The 18,322-nt window shown below is 63.5% G+C and carries 17 protein-coding genes; 8 read left to right on the plus strand and 9 right to left on the minus strand.

Features of this window, described 5'->3' with window-relative positions:
* Nucleotides 1-20: 20 nt before the first annotated feature.
* The 5 genes from leuA to def form a co-directional block, all read right to left on the minus strand.
* The gene (gene leuA, locus L2I41_RS02655) at nucleotides 21-1,724 is read right to left on the minus strand and encodes a 2-isopropylmalate synthase (protein ID WP_237151961.1); all 1,704 of its coding nucleotides are present in this window, start codon (nucleotides 1,722-1,724) and stop codon (nucleotides 21-23) included.
* Between the two features lie 339 nt (nucleotides 1,725-2,063).
* Nucleotides 2,064-2,801, minus strand: a complete 738-nt coding sequence (truA, locus tag L2I41_RS02660; RefSeq protein WP_237151962.1) for a tRNA pseudouridine(38-40) synthase TruA — start codon at nucleotides 2,799-2,801, stop codon at nucleotides 2,064-2,066.
* Between the two features lies 1 nt (nucleotide 2,802).
* Nucleotides 2,803-3,735, minus strand: a complete 933-nt coding sequence (gene fmt, locus L2I41_RS02665) for a methionyl-tRNA formyltransferase (RefSeq protein WP_237151963.1) — start codon at nucleotides 3,733-3,735, stop codon at nucleotides 2,803-2,805.
* Between the two features lie 95 nt (nucleotides 3,736-3,830).
* Nucleotides 3,831-4,250 (minus strand): DUF2267 domain-containing protein, encoded by a 420-nt coding sequence (locus L2I41_RS02670; RefSeq protein WP_237151964.1) that lies wholly within the window; start codon nucleotides 4,248-4,250, stop codon nucleotides 3,831-3,833.
* A 75-nt stretch (nucleotides 4,251-4,325) separates the two neighbouring features.
* Nucleotides 4,326-4,844, minus strand: a complete 519-nt coding sequence (gene def, locus L2I41_RS02675) for a peptide deformylase (protein WP_237151965.1) — start codon at nucleotides 4,842-4,844, stop codon at nucleotides 4,326-4,328.
* 154 nt (nucleotides 4,845-4,998) lie between these two features.
* On the opposite strand from def, the gene L2I41_RS02680 reads away from it, so the two are divergent.
* From L2I41_RS02680 to L2I41_RS02700, 5 genes are all read left to right on the plus strand, one after another.
* A complete protein-coding gene (locus tag L2I41_RS02680) occupies nucleotides 4,999-5,940 on the plus strand; it encodes a 2-hydroxyacid dehydrogenase (RefSeq protein ID WP_237151966.1) in 942 nt (313 codons plus the stop codon).
* A 554-nt stretch (nucleotides 5,941-6,494) separates the two neighbouring features.
* Nucleotides 6,495-7,517 carry an ABC transporter substrate-binding protein gene (locus L2I41_RS02685; RefSeq protein WP_390633810.1) on the plus strand — a complete coding sequence of 341 codons (1,023 nt, stop codon included), beginning with the start codon at nucleotides 6,495-6,497 and terminating at the stop codon, nucleotides 7,515-7,517.
* A 230-nt stretch (nucleotides 7,518-7,747) separates the two neighbouring features.
* On the plus strand, nucleotides 7,748-8,632 hold the full coding sequence (locus tag L2I41_RS02690; RefSeq protein ID WP_237151968.1) for an ABC transporter permease: 885 nt from the start codon (nucleotides 7,748-7,750) through the stop codon (nucleotides 8,630-8,632).
* The gene (locus L2I41_RS02695; RefSeq protein ID WP_237151969.1) at nucleotides 8,629-9,411 is read left to right on the plus strand and encodes an ABC transporter permease; all 783 of its coding nucleotides are present in this window, start codon (nucleotides 8,629-8,631) and stop codon (nucleotides 9,409-9,411) included. The genes L2I41_RS02690 and L2I41_RS02695 overlap by 4 nt, the downstream gene beginning before the upstream one ends.
* Nucleotides 9,412-9,453: 42 nt before the next feature.
* Nucleotides 9,454-10,518, plus strand: a complete 1,065-nt coding sequence (locus L2I41_RS02700; protein WP_237151970.1) for an ABC transporter ATP-binding protein — start codon at nucleotides 9,454-9,456, stop codon at nucleotides 10,516-10,518.
* A gap of 94 nt (nucleotides 10,519-10,612) precedes the next feature.
* On the opposite strand, the gene L2I41_RS02705 is transcribed toward L2I41_RS02700, so the two are convergent.
* Nucleotides 10,613-11,212 (minus strand): EF-hand domain-containing protein, encoded by a 600-nt coding sequence (locus L2I41_RS02705; RefSeq protein ID WP_237151971.1) that lies wholly within the window; start codon nucleotides 11,210-11,212, stop codon nucleotides 10,613-10,615.
* 224 nt (nucleotides 11,213-11,436) lie between these two features.
* Here L2I41_RS02705 and L2I41_RS02710 point away from each other — a divergent pair, with 224 nt between their 5' ends.
* From L2I41_RS02710 to L2I41_RS02720, 3 genes are all read left to right on the plus strand, one after another.
* Nucleotides 11,437-12,165 carry a response regulator gene (locus L2I41_RS02710; protein WP_237151972.1) on the plus strand — a complete coding sequence of 243 codons (729 nt, stop codon included), beginning with the start codon at nucleotides 11,437-11,439 and terminating at the stop codon, nucleotides 12,163-12,165.
* Nucleotides 12,162-13,535 (plus strand): ATP-binding protein, encoded by a 1,374-nt coding sequence (locus L2I41_RS02715; RefSeq protein ID WP_237151973.1) that lies wholly within the window; start codon nucleotides 12,162-12,164, stop codon nucleotides 13,533-13,535. The genes L2I41_RS02710 and L2I41_RS02715 overlap by 4 nt, the downstream gene beginning before the upstream one ends.
* Before the next feature lie 195 nt (nucleotides 13,536-13,730).
* Nucleotides 13,731-14,429: a DUF1045 domain-containing protein gene (locus L2I41_RS02720; protein WP_237151974.1), complete on the plus strand. Its 699-nt coding sequence runs from the start codon at nucleotides 13,731-13,733 to the stop codon at nucleotides 14,427-14,429.
* Nucleotides 14,430-14,483: 54 nt separating this feature from the next.
* Here the strand turns inward: L2I41_RS02720 and L2I41_RS02725 are convergent, their stop codons facing one another.
* The 3 genes from L2I41_RS02725 to betB form a co-directional block, all read right to left on the minus strand.
* A complete protein-coding gene (locus tag L2I41_RS02725) occupies nucleotides 14,484-15,302 on the minus strand; it encodes a S1 family peptidase (protein ID WP_237151975.1) in 819 nt (272 codons plus the stop codon).
* A 528-nt stretch (nucleotides 15,303-15,830) separates the two neighbouring features.
* On the minus strand, nucleotides 15,831-16,667 hold the full coding sequence (locus tag L2I41_RS02730; RefSeq protein ID WP_237151976.1) for a serine protease: 837 nt from the start codon (nucleotides 16,665-16,667) through the stop codon (nucleotides 15,831-15,833).
* Nucleotides 16,668-16,815: 148 nt separating this feature from the next.
* Nucleotides 16,816-18,279, minus strand: a complete 1,464-nt coding sequence (gene betB, locus L2I41_RS02735) for a betaine-aldehyde dehydrogenase (RefSeq protein WP_237151977.1) — start codon at nucleotides 18,277-18,279, stop codon at nucleotides 16,816-16,818.
* Nucleotides 18,280-18,322 lie beyond the last annotated feature (43 nt).

Genomic DNA, 18,322 nt, shown 5'->3' on the forward strand with positions numbered 1-18,322 from the left:
GGGGAGCCCGCTCGTCTCGATCAGGCCTGGCGCGCGAGCACCCGGTTAGCCGCCGATACCACCGCCGACAGCGAGGCGGCGACGATGTTGGTGTTGATGCCGACGCCGAACAGCTTCCCGCCGGGATGCTTCATCTCCACATAGGCGATGGCCGCCGCGTCCGAGCCGTGCTGCAGCGAATGCTCGGAATAGTCTTCCACCGACAGGGGGATGCCGAGGTAGATGGAGAGCGCGTTGACGAAGCCGTCGATCGGGCCGTTGCCGTGCCCTTCGATCCGCTTGGTCACGCCGCCGTCGGTGATCTCGGCAGCGCAGACGCGACGCCCCTTCTGCTCGGGGTCGGGATAGGTGTGGTGATCGACGAACTTGATGCGACCGTCCGGCTGGTCGACATAGAGGTCGAGGAAGCGCTCGTAGATGCGGCGGGACGGCAGTTCCTTGCCTTCCTCGTCGGTGATGCGCTGGATCTCGTCGCGATATTCGACCTGCAGGTTGCGCGGCAGGTTGATGCCGTAGTCTTCCTGCATGATGTAGGCGATGCCGCCCTTGCCCGACTGCGAGTTGATGCGGATGATCGCCTCGTAGGAACGGCCGACATCCTGCGGGTCGATCGGCAGGTAAGGCACTTCCCACAGGGACGAATTGGCCGTCTTCAGTGCCTTCATGCCCTTGTTGATGGCATCCTGATGGGAGCCGGAGAAAGCGGTGTATACAAGCTCGCCGACGTAAGGGTGCCGCTCGGGAATGCGCATCTGGTTGGAATATTCGAATACGTCGCGGATGCGTTCGATGTTCGTGCAGTCGAGACCCGGGTCGATGCCCTGCGTGAACATGTTGAGCGCCAGCGTGACGACGTCGACATTGCCCGTGCGCTCGCCATTGCCGAACAGCGTGCCTTCCACGCGATCGGCGCCGGCCATCAAGGCGAGTTCGGTGGCGGCGATGCCGGTGCCGCGGTCATTGTGCGGATGCAGCGAGATCAGCACATTCTCGCGATTGTTCAGATTGCGGCACATCCACTCGATCTGGTCGGCGTAGATGTTGGGCGTCGCCATCTCGACGGTGGAGGGCAGGTTGAGGATCAGCTTGTTGTCGGCCGTGGGCTTGATCACGTCGATGACGGCATTGGAGATTTCCAGCGCCACTTCCAGCTCGGTGCCGGTGAAGCTCTCCGGCGAATACTCGAAGCGATAGCCGCCGCCGGCCTTGGCGGCCATGTCGGTGATCATCTTGGCGGCGTCGACGGCGATCTGCTTGATGCCGGGCACGTCCTTGGCGAAGACGACGCGGCGCTGCAGCTCGGAGGTCGAGTTGTAGAAGTGGATGATCGGGCGATGGGCGCCCTCGAGCGCCTCGAAGGTGCGCGTGATCAGCTCGGGCCGGCACTGCACCAGCACCTGCAGCGACACGTCGCGGGGCACGTTGCCTTCCTCGACGCACCAGCGGGCGAAGTCGAAGTCGGTCTGCGAGGCCGAGGGGAAGCCAATCTCGATTTCCTTGAAGCCCATGTCCAGGAGCAGCTGGAACATGCGGGCCTTGCGGTCGTGCCCCATGGGATCGACGAGCGCCTGATTGCCGTCGCGCAGGTCCACCGAGCACCAGATCGGCGGCTTGGTGATGGCCTTTGACGGCCAGGTGCGATCGGGAATGTTGATCTGCGGATAGGGGCGATACTTGGCAGCGGCGCTGGGCATGCCCTTGGGGGCGGGGGACGTCTCGGTCATGGCTCTCGTCTCTTCGGCAATGGCGCGCCTTTTAGCCCATCGTCGCAGCTTTGGCGACGGCAAAGGAGGCTGCAGGCAGCAAATTCAGACATAGGGATTGAACGAAGGAGCTCACGCACGTCGGCGGGCTATCGGCCGCCGGGCGCTCCTTCACTGGACCCGGCAACCGCTGATAAGGCCGAGCAGAAGAAGCGAGTTTGCAGTCCGCGCACAGTCGCCCGGGGCGGCAAAGCCGACCGGTGAAACGGTGCTGATGGTGGCGGACGTGATCTTCATGAAACGCTGTATACGGGAACGGGGCCGGATTTGGCAAGGGCGGATTTTGCTCGCGGCGGCGTCTCAATAGTCGACCCGCATGAAGCACAAGCCCGCGGCCGGGGCCACCGGGGCGCAGGCCTGGCGGTCGCAGGCGTCAAGGGAAGCCTTGAGGTCGGCAGCCGTCCAGCTGCCGTCGCCCACCTTGCGCAGGCCGCCGACCATGGAGCGGACCTGGTTGTGCAGGAAGCTGCGGGCAGAGACGATGAAATGCACTTCGTCGCCCACCTGCATCACGTCGAGCTGGTCCAGCGTCTTCTCCGGGCTCCTGGCTTGGCAGGCGGTGGAGCGGAAGGTGGTGAAATCATGCTTGCCGAGCAGGACCTTGGCCGCCTCGTGCATCGCCGGCACGTCGAGCGGCACCTTGGCGTGCCAGACCAGATGCCGCTCCAGCGTCGCCGGCGCCCGCCGGGCGAGAATGCGATAGCGATAGTGCCGCTTCCTGGCCGAGAAGCGGGAATCGAAACTCTCCGGGACTTCCTCTGCCTCGACGATGGTGATCGGATGCGGCCGGATATGCACGTTGCCGGCGTCGCGGATGGTGCCGGGCTTCAGCGGGCGATCGATGTCGAAATGGCAGACTTGGCCTACGGCATGCACGCCGGCGTCGGTACGGCCGGCGCCGTTGATGCGCACGTGAGCGCCGGTGAAGCCGAAGATGGCCCGTTCCAGATGATCCTGAATGGCGTCACCCGTCGCCTGGCTCTGCCAGCCGGAATAGTTGGTGCCGTCATACTCGACGAGGAGCTTGTAGCGGGGCATCTCAGCTGAACCTCTCGCCCCCGGCAAGACGCGCGCCGCGGGCAAAGTCGCCGAAGGCCATGGCCTTCGAGCCGGCGCGCTGCACCGTGACGAGGCGGATGGCGCCGTCACAGCAGGCGACCGTGCCGTCGGTGGACAGAAGCGTGCCGGGAGTGCCCGAACCGCTGGCCGCAGCCGCTGCCACCACCTTGACCCGCTCGGGCCCCTTGCCGAGATCGGCTTCGAACCAGGTGCCGGGGAAGGGGGCGAGGCCGCGGATGTGATTGTGCACCTCGCGACCGGGACGCGCCCAATCGATGCGGGTTTCCTCGTTGGTGAGCTTCTGGGCATAGGTGACGCCGTCGTCGGACTGGGCGGTGAAGCTGAGGCGACCCGCTTCCAGCGCTTCCAGTGCCCGGCCCATGAGGCCGGCGCCAACGGCGGACAGCGCGTCATGCAGCACGCCTGCCGTCATCTCCGGCGTGATCGCCACCTCTTCGCCCATGCCGACGGGGCCGGTGTCCAGCCCCTCTTCCATGCGCATCACCATGACGCCCGAGGCCGGATCACCGGCCATGATGGCCCGGTTGATCGGCGCAGCGCCGCGCCAGCGCGGAAGCAGGGAGGCATGCAGATTGAGGCAGCCGAAGCGCGGCGCATCCAGCACCGGCTTGGGCAGGATCAGGCCGTAGGCCACCACCACGGCCACATCGGCGCCATGGCCGGCGAACACTGCCTGCGCCTCCGGATCGCGCAGCGTGCGCGGCGTCAGGACCGGAATGCCGGCGCTCTCGGCCTTCACGTGCACGGGCGACTGGCGCAGCGCCATGCCCCGACCGGCCGGACGGGGTGCCCGCGTATAGCAGGCCACCACCTGGTGACCACGGTCGAGGATCTCGGAAAGGACGGGAACGGAGAAATCCGGCGTTCCCATGAAGACGACTTTGAGCGGCATGGGTGTCCAAGCTTTGCAGATTTGTCCCCTGCTTTCATACCAGGTGAACCGCAAGGTCAAGGACAAACGGCGTCTCGGCAGGGCCCGCGCCCCGGCTAAATGGCCCAGAAGTCGGCGGCCTCCTGCGGCAGGGTAGACAGCAACTGCTCGAAGGCTACCGCGTCCACATGCCGGCGCAAGGCTCTCGCAACATCGCCAATGGCGCTGTCCGGGGAGAAATTGTGGTGCTGGCGCAGCATCTGGGCTTCTCGCGTGAGATCGCTTCGCGAGCCGAAGGCAAGCAGTGGAGCGTCCACGTCCCAGTCGGCAACAAAGATGGCGCGCAGCACGGGCGGCAGAAGGCCGGCAAATCTCAGGGCATCGCGGGGCTTGAGACGCCGCCGAAACACCACGAAGACGCTCTGCACGGTCGTGTAGGCCTGGTTGCGGGTGGCAAGCCCGGTCTCCTCGATGACATCAGCCAGGAACCGGTTGAAGTCTTCGGTCGCGCGCTGATAGTCGAGCGGCATCGGCATGGTCGCACTCCCCGTTTCCTCGGCGACGCGACGATCGGTGTTCACCGACACTGGCTGGACGGCGCGGTCCGCCGCTCAGATCCGCGTCTTTTCCTTGGCCTGCTTGGTGAACTTGCGGATCACCCGGTCGCGCTTGAGCTTGGAGATGTGGTCGATGAACAGCACGCCGTTGAGATGGTCGATCTCGTGCTGCACGCAGGTGGCCAGCAGCCCCTCGGCATCGATCTCCTGCGGCTCGCCGGCCAGATTGGTGAAGCGCACCTTCACCTGGGCCGGACGCTCGACCTCGGCATAATATTCCGGGATCGACAAGCAGCCTTCCTCGTAGACCGACTTGTCCTCGGAAGACCAGAGTATCTCGGGATTGACCAGCACCATGGGCTGGCGGTCTTCGCCTTCGCGGGAGACGTCCATGGTGATCAGCCGGGTCAGCTCTCCGACCTGGATTGCGGCCAGGCCGATGCCCGGCGCGTCATACATGGTCTCCAGCATGTCCTCGGCGAGACGGCGCACGCCGTCGTCCACCTTGGCAATGGCGGGAGAGGTCAGCCGAAGCTGGTTGTCGGGGAGGATCACAAGGGGGCGAATGGTCATCCTGTGCACATAAGGCTCCGGCGAAAAGGCGTCAATAGCGCCGTTTTGCCGGGTTTCAAAAACAATCCCCTCCGGCTTGCAGCCATGGGAGCGCTGGTGCATTGATCGGCTTCATCGATCTTCACGCCGAACCTGCTCCGGGAGCCGAGCCGCAATGTCCATTCTCATCGCCGTCAAGGGCTGGAACCCTGATCACTGGATCCACGCGTTGAAGGCCCAGGCGCCGGATCGCCAGGTGGTGCTGGCGTCCGAAGCCTTTGATCGCGACGCCATTCGCTACGCCCTTGTCTGGAAGCCCGAACCCGGGCTTCTGAAGTCTTTGCCGAACCTGCAGGTGATCTTCTCCCTTGGAGCCGGCGTCGACCATCTGACCACCGATCCGCAACTGCCCGATCTGCCGGTGGTGCGCATCGTCGACCCCGATCTCACCCAGCGCATGACCGAGTGGGTGCTGCTGCAGGTGCTGATGCACCACCGCCAGCATTTTCATTATGCGGCTGCGCAGGCTGCCGGCCAGTGGCGCGCGCGCCGCCAATGGGGCGCGGCCGACGTGCGTGTGGGCGTCATGGGGCTGGGCGTGCTCGGGCTCGACGCCATCCGCGCGCTCAAGGCGCTCGGCTTTCAGCTGAGGGGCTGGAGCCGCACGCCCAAGGTGATCGAAGGCGTACAGACATGGGCTGGCGACGAAGGCCTGGCGCCCTTCCTCGCGGCCACGGACATTCTGGTGTCGCTGTTGCCGCTGACGGCGGAGACCACGGGTCTCATCGACGCCAGGCTGATCGACGGTCTTGCCAAGGACGGACCGCTGGGTGGTCCGGTGCTGATCAACGCCGGTCGCGGCCGCAGCCAGGTGGAAGGCGACGTGAACGCCGCCCTGCGCGATGGACGCCTCAAGGGGGCAAGCCTCGACGTCTTTGCCGTCGAACCACTGCCCCATGACAGCCCGCTCTGGACCGCGCCGAACCTGATCATCACTCCGCATGTGGCGGCTGAAAGCGATCCGGTCGCCCTCAGTGCCTATGTGCTGTCGCAGATCGCCGGCCACGAGGCGGGCGCGGGTCTCGCCAATCTTGTGGATCGGAAACTCGGATACTGAGCTGCGGGAAATTTGCGCAGCAGATGAAGGGCTTCGACACTCCGTCATAACGGGGCCGACATGCGCGGCCGCGACTGCCGAAAAATCGCACCAAATCGAGAGAGTACCGGCCTAAGCAAATGCACCTAGAGAGAAAAGACAGGTGCGAAGCGGCTGGTGGCGACGCTCTGATGGCGCAATATATCCAAAGGAAACAATGCAGCTCCAAATGAATCAATGAGTTAGGCGGGTAACTACTGTAATGCCTGTTACATGCCTGAACGAATTGACGGAACGTGTAACAAACTGTCATATTCGTGGTGTAACGAAGATCGCGGAGACGGCAAATTATCGGCAGCTCAATGAGGTTGCCGGACATTGCCGACCAGATAACCGCGACGCGGGGGAGCCGATTTTTGCGAGTCCGCACGTTACCCGCCAGTGGGAATACGTTTCCGACCGCCTCGGGGTGGTCGAATTTCAAGGGAGCCGTCATGTCTTTCAAGAGCATTCTTTCCTCGTCGATCGCGCTGTCGACGCTGGTGTCTTTCACCGGCCACGCCTTCGCGGGTTCGATGGATGATCTCGTTGCCGCCGCCAAGAAGGAAGGCGCTCTGACGGTCATCGCCCTGCCGCATGACTGGTGCGGTTATGGTGGCGTGATCGACGGGTTCAAGGCCAAGTACGGCCTGACCGTGAACGAACTCAACCCGGACGCCGGTTCGGGCGATGAAGTCGAAGCCATCAAGGCCAACAAGGGCAACACCGGTGACCAGGCTCCCGACGTCATCGACGTTGGTCTGTCCTTCGGCCCGTCCGCCAAGGCCGACGGCCTCATTCAGCCCTACAAGGTTGCCACCTGGGACAGCATCCCCGACACCGCCAAGGACGCCGACGGCTACTGGTACGGCGACTATTACGGCGTGATGGCCTTCGAGGTGAACAAGGACCTCGTCAAGGAAAGCCCGAAGGATTGGGCCGACCTGCTGAAGCCGGAATTCGCCAACATGGTCGCCCTCGCCGGTGACCCGCGCACCGCCAACCAGGCGATCTCCGCCGTCTTCGCCGCCGGCCTTTCGTCCGCTGGTGGCGACGTTGCCAAGGCTGGCGACGCTGGCCTCGCCTTCTTCAAGGACCTGAACGCCAAGGGCAACTTCGTGCCGGTCGTCGGCAAGTCCGCTCCGCTCGCTCAGGGCACCACGCCGGTCATCCTGCGTTGGGACTATAACGCCCTCGCCGACCGCGACACGCTCGCCGGCAACCCCCCGGTTGACGTCGTCGTTCCCGCCACCGGCGTCGTTGCCGGCGTCTACGTGCAGGCGATCTCCGCTTTCGCTCCGCACCCGAACGCTGCCAAGCTCTGGATGGAATACCTCTATTCGGACGAAGGTCAGCTCGGCTGGCTGAAGGGCTACTGCCACCCGATCCGCTTCAACGACCTCGCCAAGAACGGCAAGGTTCCCAAGGAGCTGCTCGACAAGCTGCCGCCGGCTGACGGCTACGCCAAGGCTGTCTTCCCGACGCTCGACGAGCAGAAGGCCTACAAGGAAACCATCAGCAAGAACTGGGACAGCGTCGTCGGCGCCGACGTCAAGTAATCCCGTTCGCTTGAGGAACGACCCCGCGGCGGCACTGCCGCCGCGGCTGGTCACCATGCTGATTGCCGAGAGAATGTCTCCTCCGTCATCGGAGACAGGATCGTTTCTTCGTCTGGAACGCGGGCGCCACGGCAAGTCTTCTCCGAGCTTGCCTCCGGCGCCTTTCCCGTTGCCGACCGCTCGATCAACTCACAGGTCCTGACATCTCTGCGTTCCGATAAAGGCTGACCATGGCCGCACAAGCTCAAGCCGCATCCAAGCCTGTTCAGGGGGGCATCCCCTGGGCCTGGGTTGGCGTCACCCCCTTCCTGCTCTTCGCCATCCTGTTTCTGATCCTGCCGACGCTGTTCCTGGTGGTCGGTGCCTTTCAGGACCCCGATGGCAATCTGACGCTGGCCAATATCGGCGACCTCTTCACGCCGTCGATCCTGTCGGCCTACTGGATCTCCATCAAGGTCAGCCTGGCATCCGGTCTCACCGGCGCGATCTTCGGCGCCTTCATGGCCTATGCCGCCATCGGGGGCGGGCTGCCCAACTGGATCAAGCCGACGCTGATGACCTTTTCCGGCGTCGCTTCGAACTTTGCCGGCGTACCCCTGGCTTTCGCCTTCCTGGCCACGCTTGGCCGGCAGGGTCTGGTGACCCTGTTCCTGATGAATGTCTTCGGCCTCAACATCTACGCCCAGGGTTTCAACATCCTGACCTTCTGGGGCCTGACCATCACCTATCTCTACTTCCAGATCCCGTTGATGGTGCTGATCTTCACGCCGGCCATCGAGGGATTGCGAAAGGAATGGCGCGAGGCTGCCACCATCCTCGGCGCCTCCAACTGGCAGTATTGGCGCCATGTGGCCGGCCCCGTGCTGATGCCGAGCTTCCTCGGCGCGGCCTTGCTGCTCTTCGCCAACAGCTTCGGCGCCATCGCCACGGCCTATGCGCTGACCGGTTCGTCGCTCAACATCGTCACCATCCTGCTCTATGCGCAGATCCGCGGTGACGTGTTGCACAACCAGAACCTCGGCTATGCCATCGCACTTGGCATGATTGTCATCACGGGCTTGTCCAATCTCGCCTACATCTGGCTGCGTATCCGGTCGGAAAGGTGGCTCAAATGAAACAGAACCGCATCGGCCACTGGATCGCCATCATCCTCGGCTCGCTCTATTTCGTCGTGCCGCTGATCGGGACCTTCGAGTTCTCCTTGCGCAAGTTGCGCGGGGTCTACAGCTTCGAAGCCTACCGGGTGGTGCTCGGGGATCCCGCATTCCAGGCCTCCTTCCTTTACTCGGTGGGGCTGGCCTGCCTGACGATCATCATCGGCCTCCTGCTCATCGTACCCACGGCCTACTGGGTCCAGCTGCGCCTGAAGCGTCTGCAGCCCTTCGTCGAGTTCGTCACGCTGCTGCCGCTTGTCGTCCCGGCCATCGTGCTGGTCTTCGGCTATCTCCGGCTCTACAACTCGTCGAGCTGGCTGCCGCTGACCGCCACGGCGCGCGGCACCGACATCCTGCTGACCTTCGGCTATGTCACGCTGGCGCTGCCCTACATGTATCGCTCGGTGGAAACCGGTCTGAAGTCGATCGACGTCAGGACGCTGACCGAGGCGGCAGAAAGCCTCGGCGCAGGCCCCGCCACGATCCTCGTGCGGATCATCCTGCCGAACATCCGCTCCGCGATCCTGTCGGGCGCCTTCCTGACCTTTGCCATCGTCATCGGCGAGTTCACCTTCGCCAGCCTGCTCAACCGGCCGGCCTTCGGACCCTATCTGCAGCTCATCGGTGCCAACCGCGCCTACGAACCTGCCGCCCTCACCATCATGTCCTTCGCCATCACCTGGGCCTGCATGGGCATCATCCAGGTGGTGAGCCGCAATCGCGCCGCCATGCGCAAGTGATCGCCTAGGACACATGACCTCAGACATGACGGAACGCCAACGATGAGCTTCATCGACATCAGGAACCTCAAGAAGTCATTCGGCACCAACACCGTGGTGCATGACTTCAGCCTCTCGATCGAGAAGGGCGAGTTCGTGTCCTTCCTTGGTCCCTCGGGCTGCGGCAAGACCACGATCCTGCGCATGATCGCGGGTTTCGAACTGGCCTCCTCGGGCTCGATCACCATCGGCGGCAAGGACGTGACCTACCTGCCGCCGGCCAAGCGCAACGTCGGCATGGTGTTCCAGGCTTACGCCCTGTTCCCCAACCTGACGGTGGCCGAGAACATCGGCTTCGGCCTGAAGATCGCCGGCGCGTCCCAGAGCGACATCAACACCCGCGTCAGCGAAATGCTCGACATGATCAAGCTGCCGCATCTGAAGGACCGCTATCCCTACCAGATGTCCGGCGGTCAGCAGCAGCGCGTGGCACTCGCCCGCGCCATCGCCGTGCGCCCGCAAGTGCTGTTGCTCGATGAACCCTTGTCGGCGCTCGACGCCAAGATCCGCGTGTCCCTGCGCGAGGAAATCCGCGCCCTGCAGCGCCAGCTCGGCATCACCACGGTGTTCGTGACGCATGACCAGGAAGAGGCGCTGTCGATCTCCGACCGCATCGTCGTCATGTATGAGGGGCGTGCCAACCAGGTCGGCGCTCCCTTCGAGATCTACAACAACCCCAAGACCCGCTTTGTCGCCAGCTTCGTGGGCACGCTGAACATCTTCGAGGCCAAGATCACCGATCGCGCCCGCGGCGCGGTCTCGATCGACGGCCAGACGGTGGTCACCTCGCGCGACCTTGGTGACCTTGGCAATGGCGATACCGCCACCGTGGCGCTGCGCCCGGAAGCCGTCCGGCTCGGAACACCGGTCGAGGGGCGCAACAGCCTGGCCGGCACCATCGGGGAAGTGGCCTTCCTCGGCGCCGTCATCCGCATCGAGGTCAAGCTCGGCGAGTCCGTGGTGTCGCTGGATATCTTCAATGACCCCGGCCTGCACCTGCCGAAGATCGGCGATCAGGCAACCGTGGTGTTCAAGCCCGAAGACGTGTTGGTCATCGATCCGACCTGACGCGCGGCAGCAGGTGAAGACAACCAAGGCCCCGGACGGTGATCCCGTCCGGGGCCTTGCTGTTACACGCAGGACGTCGTCTGACTCGCGGTCATCACTGGGCCGGCGCCGCGTCCTCGGGCCCGCCTTCCTCGTCACCGCCCGGCGCCATGCCGCCCGGTCCCGGGCCGCAGTCGCCCATCATGCCCATGCGATGGCCCATGCGCCCGAAGTCCTGGCCGGCGCCGCCATGGTGGCCCCATTTCATCCAGCCGCGCGGTTCGTCACCTGGCTTGGGCGGCGGCGGAAGATCGTCCCTGGACAAGGCCTTGTCGCCGTTGCGGTCAAAACGGGCGATGAGGCGATCGGCCTGACCTGCCATCTCTTCCTTGGAGATCTCACCGTCGCCATTGCGATCGAGGCGCTGGAAGGCGCGCACCATCATTTCCCGATGCTGCGCCCAGAAATAGGGCTCGAATTCCTGGATGGTGACGCCGCCCTGGCCATCCTTGTTGGCTTCGGCGAAATTCTTGGCTTCAACGGCGTCGATCTCCTCCTGGGTGATCTTGCCGTCCTTGTTGGTGTCGAATTTTTCCATGAGACGGGCGCCCATGGCCGGGCCGCGACCACAGCTGTCGCCGGGGGCGGCGCTCGCCAGGCCAGCGGTGGCGATCAGGGACAGGGCGGCAAGGCTGGTGAGTGTGAGAGTCTTCACGGGGGGAAACCTCCTCGAATGGATCCAGGGCAGCGGGCAATGGGGGTATCCCGCCGCCGACAAGGTCAACATAAGCGTGGTTTGTCGCGAGACTTCGCCGGAAAACGGCTTGAATGTAAGCGGTGGTATCGGCTGTGGCCCTTCGTTACAAAATGATACCATTTCCTGTAGCGAAGATTTTTCCGGGGCTTATTCTGGAAGAACCTCAACCGGGCAAGGCCGAAATGAACGACCCTCAGCCGCATATACTTGTCGTCGACGATCATCGCGACATCCGAGACCTGATCGGCCGCTATCTCACCAAAAACGGCTTCCGCGTCACCACGGCGGAGAACGCACAAATGGCCCGCAAGGCCCTGAAGGCGGCATCCATCGACCTCGTGGTTCTGGACATCATGATGCCCGGTGAGGACGGCCTGAGCTTCTGCCGGTTCCTGCGAGAAACCTCGGACATTCCCGTGATCCTGCTGACCGCCATGGCCGAGGACACCGACCGTGTCGTCGGTCTTGAGATCGGTGCCGACGACTATCTGACCAAGCCCTTCAACCCGCGCGAGTTGCTGGCTCGTGCCCGCGCCGTACTGCGCCGAACGCTGGCCATGCCGCGCAATCGCGACCAGATCGACGCCAAGCGCCTCAAGTTCGATCGCTATGTGCTCGACGTCAACAGGCGCGAACTCCTTGATGCCGAAGGTGTTTCCCTCCCGCTCTCGACCGCCGAGTTCCAGTTGCTGACCGCCTTTCTGAAACGGCCGCGCATCGTGCTCAACCGCGATCAGCTGATGGATCTTACCTCCGGCCGCACACCGCAGATCTTCGATCGCTCCATCGACAACCAGGTCAGCCGCCTGCGCAAGAAGATCGAGGTCGATCCCAAGGCCCCCGAGATCATCAAGACGGTCTGGGGTGGCGGTTATGTCTTCTCCGTCGAGGTCGAGGAGCTCGCCAATTGAGGATTCGCTTGCTTCCGCGCAGCCTCGCCGCGCAACTGACGATCCTGCTGCTGGCGGCCGTGTTGGTAGCCCAGACGCTGACGACGCTGATTTTCGCGGAAAGCCGCCGTTCTGCCATTGATGCAGCCGCGCGCGAGCAGGTGCTCGGACGGACCGCCACGCTTGTCCGCCTGATCGAGGAGACGCCGCCCGAGCAGCACGAGCATATCCTGGCGGCCTCAAGCTCCAACCGGCTGCACTATTCCATCGATGACGCCCCTGTCGTATCGGGAGCGCCGGATCAGAACGCCGATACCTTCGAACAGAACCGCCTGAGCGACGTTTTCGGTGGCGGGCGACAGGTGCGCGCGGAGTTCTTCGATCGCCATCGCTCGGACCTGGAAGACACTCCGGACGGCGCGCGACCTCATGCCGGCGCGCGCCGTATCGGCCAGCCGACCGTCGCCCTTTCGGTGCAGCTCTCCAATGGAAAATGGCTCAATTCCGAGACTTTGCTGCCTCGCCCGGTACTGTGGGCCTGGCCGACCCTGGTCTCGACGCTGTTCATGGCCATCGCCGTGGTGCTGATCGTCGGCCTGTCGCTGCGGCGCATCACCCAGCCCTTGCGACGTCTGGCCGAGGCCTCCGATCGGCTTGGGCGGGGCGAGACGGTGGACGCGCTGCCGGAAGCCGGCCCCGAGGAAGTGGCGCGCGCGTCCCATGCCTTCAATGCCATGCAGGAACGGGTGAAGCGGTTTGTTGCCGACAGGACGCGGATGCTGGCGGCCGTCAGCCATGACCTCAGGACGCCGCTTACCGCCTTGAGATTACGGGCAGAATTCATTGACGACGACGAGATCCGCGAGAAGATCACCGATGCCGTTGATGAAATGACCCGCATGACCGAGGCGACGCTGGCCTTTGCCCGCGAGGACGCTGCGCACGAGGAAACGCACGATACCAACATCGGCGCCCTGGTGCAGGCGGTGGCGGACGACTTCACCGAGCTCGGCCACGACGTGACGATGAGCGGACCGGAACGGCTCGATCACCCGGTCCGCCAGGTGGCGTTGCGGCGCGCGCTCCGAAATCTTGTAGAGAATGCAATACGTTATGGCGAGCGTGCCCGTGTTGCCTATGCCCGGGGCGGGCGTGATCTGGTCATCACCGTCGACGACGACGGCCCCGGCATCCCGCCGGACCGGATCGAGGATGTGTTCGCGCCCTTCACCCGGCTCGAGTCCTCGCGCAATCAGGAGACCGGCGGTGTCGGCCTCGGCCTTGCGACAGCGCGCTCGATCGTACGGGCCCATGGCGGCGAACTGACGCTCGCCAATCGCAGTGGCGGTGGCCTGACGGCGACCATCCGCCTGCCCGGCGCCAACCGCTGATATCCCCGAATCCAGTGCCAGGCGACGTCACGATCATGTCGCCCTGGCCGCGGTGAAGGCGGCGCTGGATGTCACGCATTTCGTGTGCAACGTCGCACTTTTGTCGCATGCATTTGCGACATGCGAGCTTCCGTGTGATGTGAGCTGCGCTCCTGCGCCGTATCGGCTGCGAAGGGGACAATGAGGGGAAGAGGCATGCGCTACGCCATCTACTTTGCACCGGCTCCGGAGGATCGCCTGCACGACCTTGGCAGCCGCTGGCTTGGCCGTGACGCGATCACCGGGGAGACCCTGCCTCAGCCCGACGTCGCGGGGATCTCAAACGGCGATCTGGCGGCGGTCACCAGGGACCCGCGCCGCTATGGCTTTCACGCGACGCTGAAGGCGCCGTTTGCCCTGGCGGACGACGCCACGGTCGAGGACCTCATCGCGGAAATGGAAAGCTTTGCCGGTGAACAAAATGGCTTCGACCTCGATCTGGGTGTCAACTGCCTGTCAGGCTTTCTCGCCCTGACCCCGACCGCGCCGTCCGTCGATCTCGATCGCCTTGCGGCGGAGTGTGTGCGTCGGTTCGATCGTTTCCGCGCCCCGATCTCGGAGGCCGATATGGCCCGCCGCCGTCCGGACTTGCTGACGGAGCGCCAGCGCGGATATCTCAAGGACTGGGGCTATCCTTACGTCTTCGAGGACTTCCGCTTCCACATGACGCTGACCGATCGGCTGGACGGCACGGTGGTCGAGCGGATGGGAGCCGCAGCTCGTACATACTTTGCGCAAGCGTCAGCCGCTCCGATTCGCATTGATCGCATTGCACTATTCAGCGAAGCCGAACCCGGGGCGGCCTTTCGGCTGCAACGTTTCTTGCCGTTTAGTCGTGGAGATATAGGCAACTAAAAGGCAAAACGGGCGGCGCGGCCGCCCGTCGCTCACCTGCTGGCGCGGGATCGACTATTGGCTGATAATGCCGTTGATCCAGGAGTTGATGCTCGAGTAGCCAAGCCGACTATATACGCCAGGATAGTTCTTCATCGCGCAGCCCTGGCCCCAACTAACCACACCCACCAGGGTATTGTAGGACGAGCCGCTCTTGGCGAGCAGCGGGCCGCCGGAATCTCCCTGGCAGGAGTCCTTGGTGCCGTTCGTGAAGCCTGCGCAGATCATCCGATCCGAGATGTGGCCATTGTAAGAAGTTGATTTGTTGCAGGTGGCATTGGAAATGATGGGCACCTGAACCTGACGCAACTTGATCGGGTAATTGTCATCGATCTTGCTGGTGTTGCCCCAACCGACTGTATACTGATTGACGCCCGGCGCCGTGAGCCCGCTCTGGCTTGTGGTGACGAGTTTTGCGGGGGTGACGCCGATGACGCTACTGCTCAACTTGATTACAGCCACATCGTAATCATGCGTGAACGGGTTATAGTTCGGATTGACCGAAATCTTCGCCACCGAATAGCGCGTCCCCCCCTTGGACAAGTCCTGTGTCTTCGCGAGAACCTTGATCCAACCGGTGGGTATGGTCTGGAAAAAATAGTCGTCGAAAACACAATGCGCAGCTGTGACCACGTAATTGGCCTTGACCAACGTGCCACCGCAAAACTGCCCTTGATAGTTGTTGCTGGTCGACGACTTCTCCAGGGCGACAACAAACGGCCAGGCACCCGACGGAGCTTCGGTTCCGCCGATGATGGCGGGAGCGGCGGTATCCGAAGGCGACGCTGCCAGTGCCGGCGAAAGGGCAAGGCAGGCGGCGGTAAAGCCGAGCAAACTGTTTCGCATAAATGACATGATCGTGAGACCTCTCGCTGGTGGATAAATACCGAAAATTTATCCAGCAATTTCAAAATCTTGTGGGCCAACTTGTCGCGCATTCCAGGGTGGCAGATGTCGCGGTCGGATCACCAGGGCAGAAAATGCCCGCTTTCACGCATTCTGCAGGACAGAAGACATGCGAGAAAAACGATACGTCAGGAAGGGCTTATGGTCAAAGCCTAAGAATATACAGGATGTATAAGGTGTAACGGCAATCATTGCGAGTTTTTGCGGTGCTGCGCATGGCGCGCCACCTGCAAACGATCAGGTCAAAGCAATACTTGGAAAACAGCCCGAGACTGAGGGCATGGGCCGGCGGCCTGTTGAGCCCGCGCCCGGTTCCGAACCTGGGGCAAGGATGCAACAAGCTAGAGGCCTGCGCTTGCGCCACTCACCGGCCAGAGGAGCGGACCTTCTTTGACCGGTGAGGTACATTGGCTTCAGGCTGCGGAAACGGCGGTGGCATGGCCCCACCGGTTTGTCTTACTGGCCGATCTTCGCCTTGACCCAGTTGTTGATCTCGGGAAGAGCAAGGCGGGTATAGACGCCCGGCAGGTTCTTCCGGGCGCAGCCATAGCCCCAGCTCACCACACCAGCCTGGAGCTTGAAGGCCCCGCTTGCGTCGGCAACGATCAGCGGGCCGCCCGAATCGCCCTGGCAGGAGTCCTTGCCGCCGGCAAAGGTGCCCGCACAGAACATGCGAGGCGTGATTTCGCCGTCATAGGATGTTGCCGAGTTGCACTTGGCCCTTGAAAGGATCGGGACCTGAACCTGCTGCAGCAGGGTGGGAAAGTTATCGTCTTTGGTGGACATGTTGCCCCAACCGATGACAAAGGACTTGTCGTTGACCGCAGCCAGGGTGCTTTCCTGAGCCGGCTTGATCAGCGCGATGGGCTTGATGCCCGTGACGGGCTTGTTCAGCTTGATGACCGCAAGGTCATAATCCATGGTCTTGGGATTGTATTTGGGGTGCCGATAAACCGCGGCTCCCTTGAATACCTTGCCGCCGGACTCCAGGTTCTGTGTGCCTGCCAGGACGAAGACCGTTGATGCGGGAACGACACCATTGTCCTCGCGCGTAATGCAATGTGCGGCGGTCAGGACGTAGTTCGACTTGATGAGGGTCCCGCCGCAGAACCAGGCCGAACCGTCCGTGTCGTCAACTTCCAAGTGGACCTGGAATGGCCACTTGCCCTTGGGAGCGGTGGTGCCGCCAATGATCTGTGCCGAACCTGTGTTGCTTGCACCACTTGCGAAAGCCTGGCTCAAGGAAAGACCCGCGATAGCGAGCGCTAACAAACTCTTGCGAACAAAAGACATGATTGGGAAGCCCCTTAAGTGTCACAACAAAGCCGATCGTCCCCGTCGGGCGCGGCGGCTGACGGCAGCTAAAGGTCGCGCCAGTTAAAAGGGGCTTACGGTCCGCTGAAATTACCAGGGGACCGCAGAGGTCAATCAAATCAGGGGCTCAATACGGCGCCCAGACGTCGCCCATCTCGACATAAACCGACTTGATCTGCGTATAGGCGTCGAGCACGGCGCGGCCGTTCTCGCGGCCGAGGCCGGATTGCTTCATGCCGCCGAAGGGCATCTCGACCGGTGTGAGATTGTAGGTGTTGATCCAGGTGGTGCCGGCCTTGATCTTGCCGATGACGCGATGGGCGCGGGTGATGTCGGCGGTGAAGACGCCGGCGGCAAGCCCGAAGGGCGTGTCGTTGGCCCGCGCAATCACCTCGTCCTCGGTCTCGAAATCGAGGACGCTCATCACCGGCCCGAAGATCTCCTCGCGGGCGATGCGCATGTGGTCCTTGACGTCGGCAAACACGGTGGGCTCGACCCAATAGCCGCTCTCGAAGCCCTGGATCTTCGGCACGCCGCCGCCGCAGACGAGGCGGGCGCCGTCCTCGCGGCCGATGGTGAGATAGGACAGCACCTTCTGGTGATGCTCCTCGCTGACCAGCGGACCGAGATGGGTGGCCTCATCCAGCGGGTCGCCGAGGCGGATCTTCTCGGTGCGCATGGCGAGCTTCTCAAGGAAGGCATCCTTGATCGACGCCTGCACGAAGACACGCGTGCCGTTGGAGCAGATCTGGCCGGTGGAGTAGAAGTTGGCCAGCATGGCTGCGGAGACGGCATTGTCGAGATTGGCATCCTCGAAGACGATCAGCGGCGACTTGCCGCCGAGCTCCAGCGTGACCTGCTTCAGCGTCTGGGCGGCATCGGCCATCACCTTGCGGCCGGTGCCGCTTTCGCCCGTCAGCGACACCTTGGCAATGCCGGGATGGCGGACGAGGGCGCGGCCCGTCTCGGCATAGCCCTGGAGCACATTGTAGACGCCGGCTGGCACGCCCGCCTCGTGCAGGATCTCGGCAAGCTTCAGGGCGCTGAGCGGGGTGTTCTCCGCCGGCTTGAAGATCACCGCGTTGCCGGCGGCGAGCGCCGGGGCGGCCTTCCAGGAGGCAATCTGGATCGGATAGTTCCAGGCGCCGATGGCGGCGACCACGCCGAGCGGCTCGCGGCGGGTGTAGACGAAGGACGAGCCGAGATCGACGTGGGCACCCTCGATGGAGGCGGCGAGGCCGCCGAGATATTCGAGCGCGTCGGCGCCGGAGGTGGCGTCGGCCACCAGCGTCTCCTGCAGTGCCTTGCCGGTATCGAGCGTTTCAAGCTCCGACAGCTCGCGATTGCGCGCGCGCATGATGTCGGCGGCCTTGCGCAGGATGCGGCCGCGTTCGCGACCGGGCATGGCGGCCCAAGCCTTCTGCGCTTCGGTGGCAGCATCGACGGCAGCGTTGACGGTGGCCTCAGTTGCGGCATTGAGGCGCGCGATCACCTCGCCGGTGGCCGGGTAGCGGCTCTCGATCAGAGCGCCGGCGGGATCTTCCACATACTGGCCGTTGACGAAATGGGAGGCGGTCGGTTGGGCGCGCATGGAAAGCTCCTGGGGGAAAGTCTGAGGGGCGATAGCGTTGGAA

Source organism: Oryzibacter oryziterrae, from assembly GCF_021864535.1.
In the GTDB taxonomy this organism is placed as follows: Bacteria; Pseudomonadota; Alphaproteobacteria; order Rhizobiales; family Pleomorphomonadaceae; genus Pleomorphomonas; species Pleomorphomonas oryziterrae.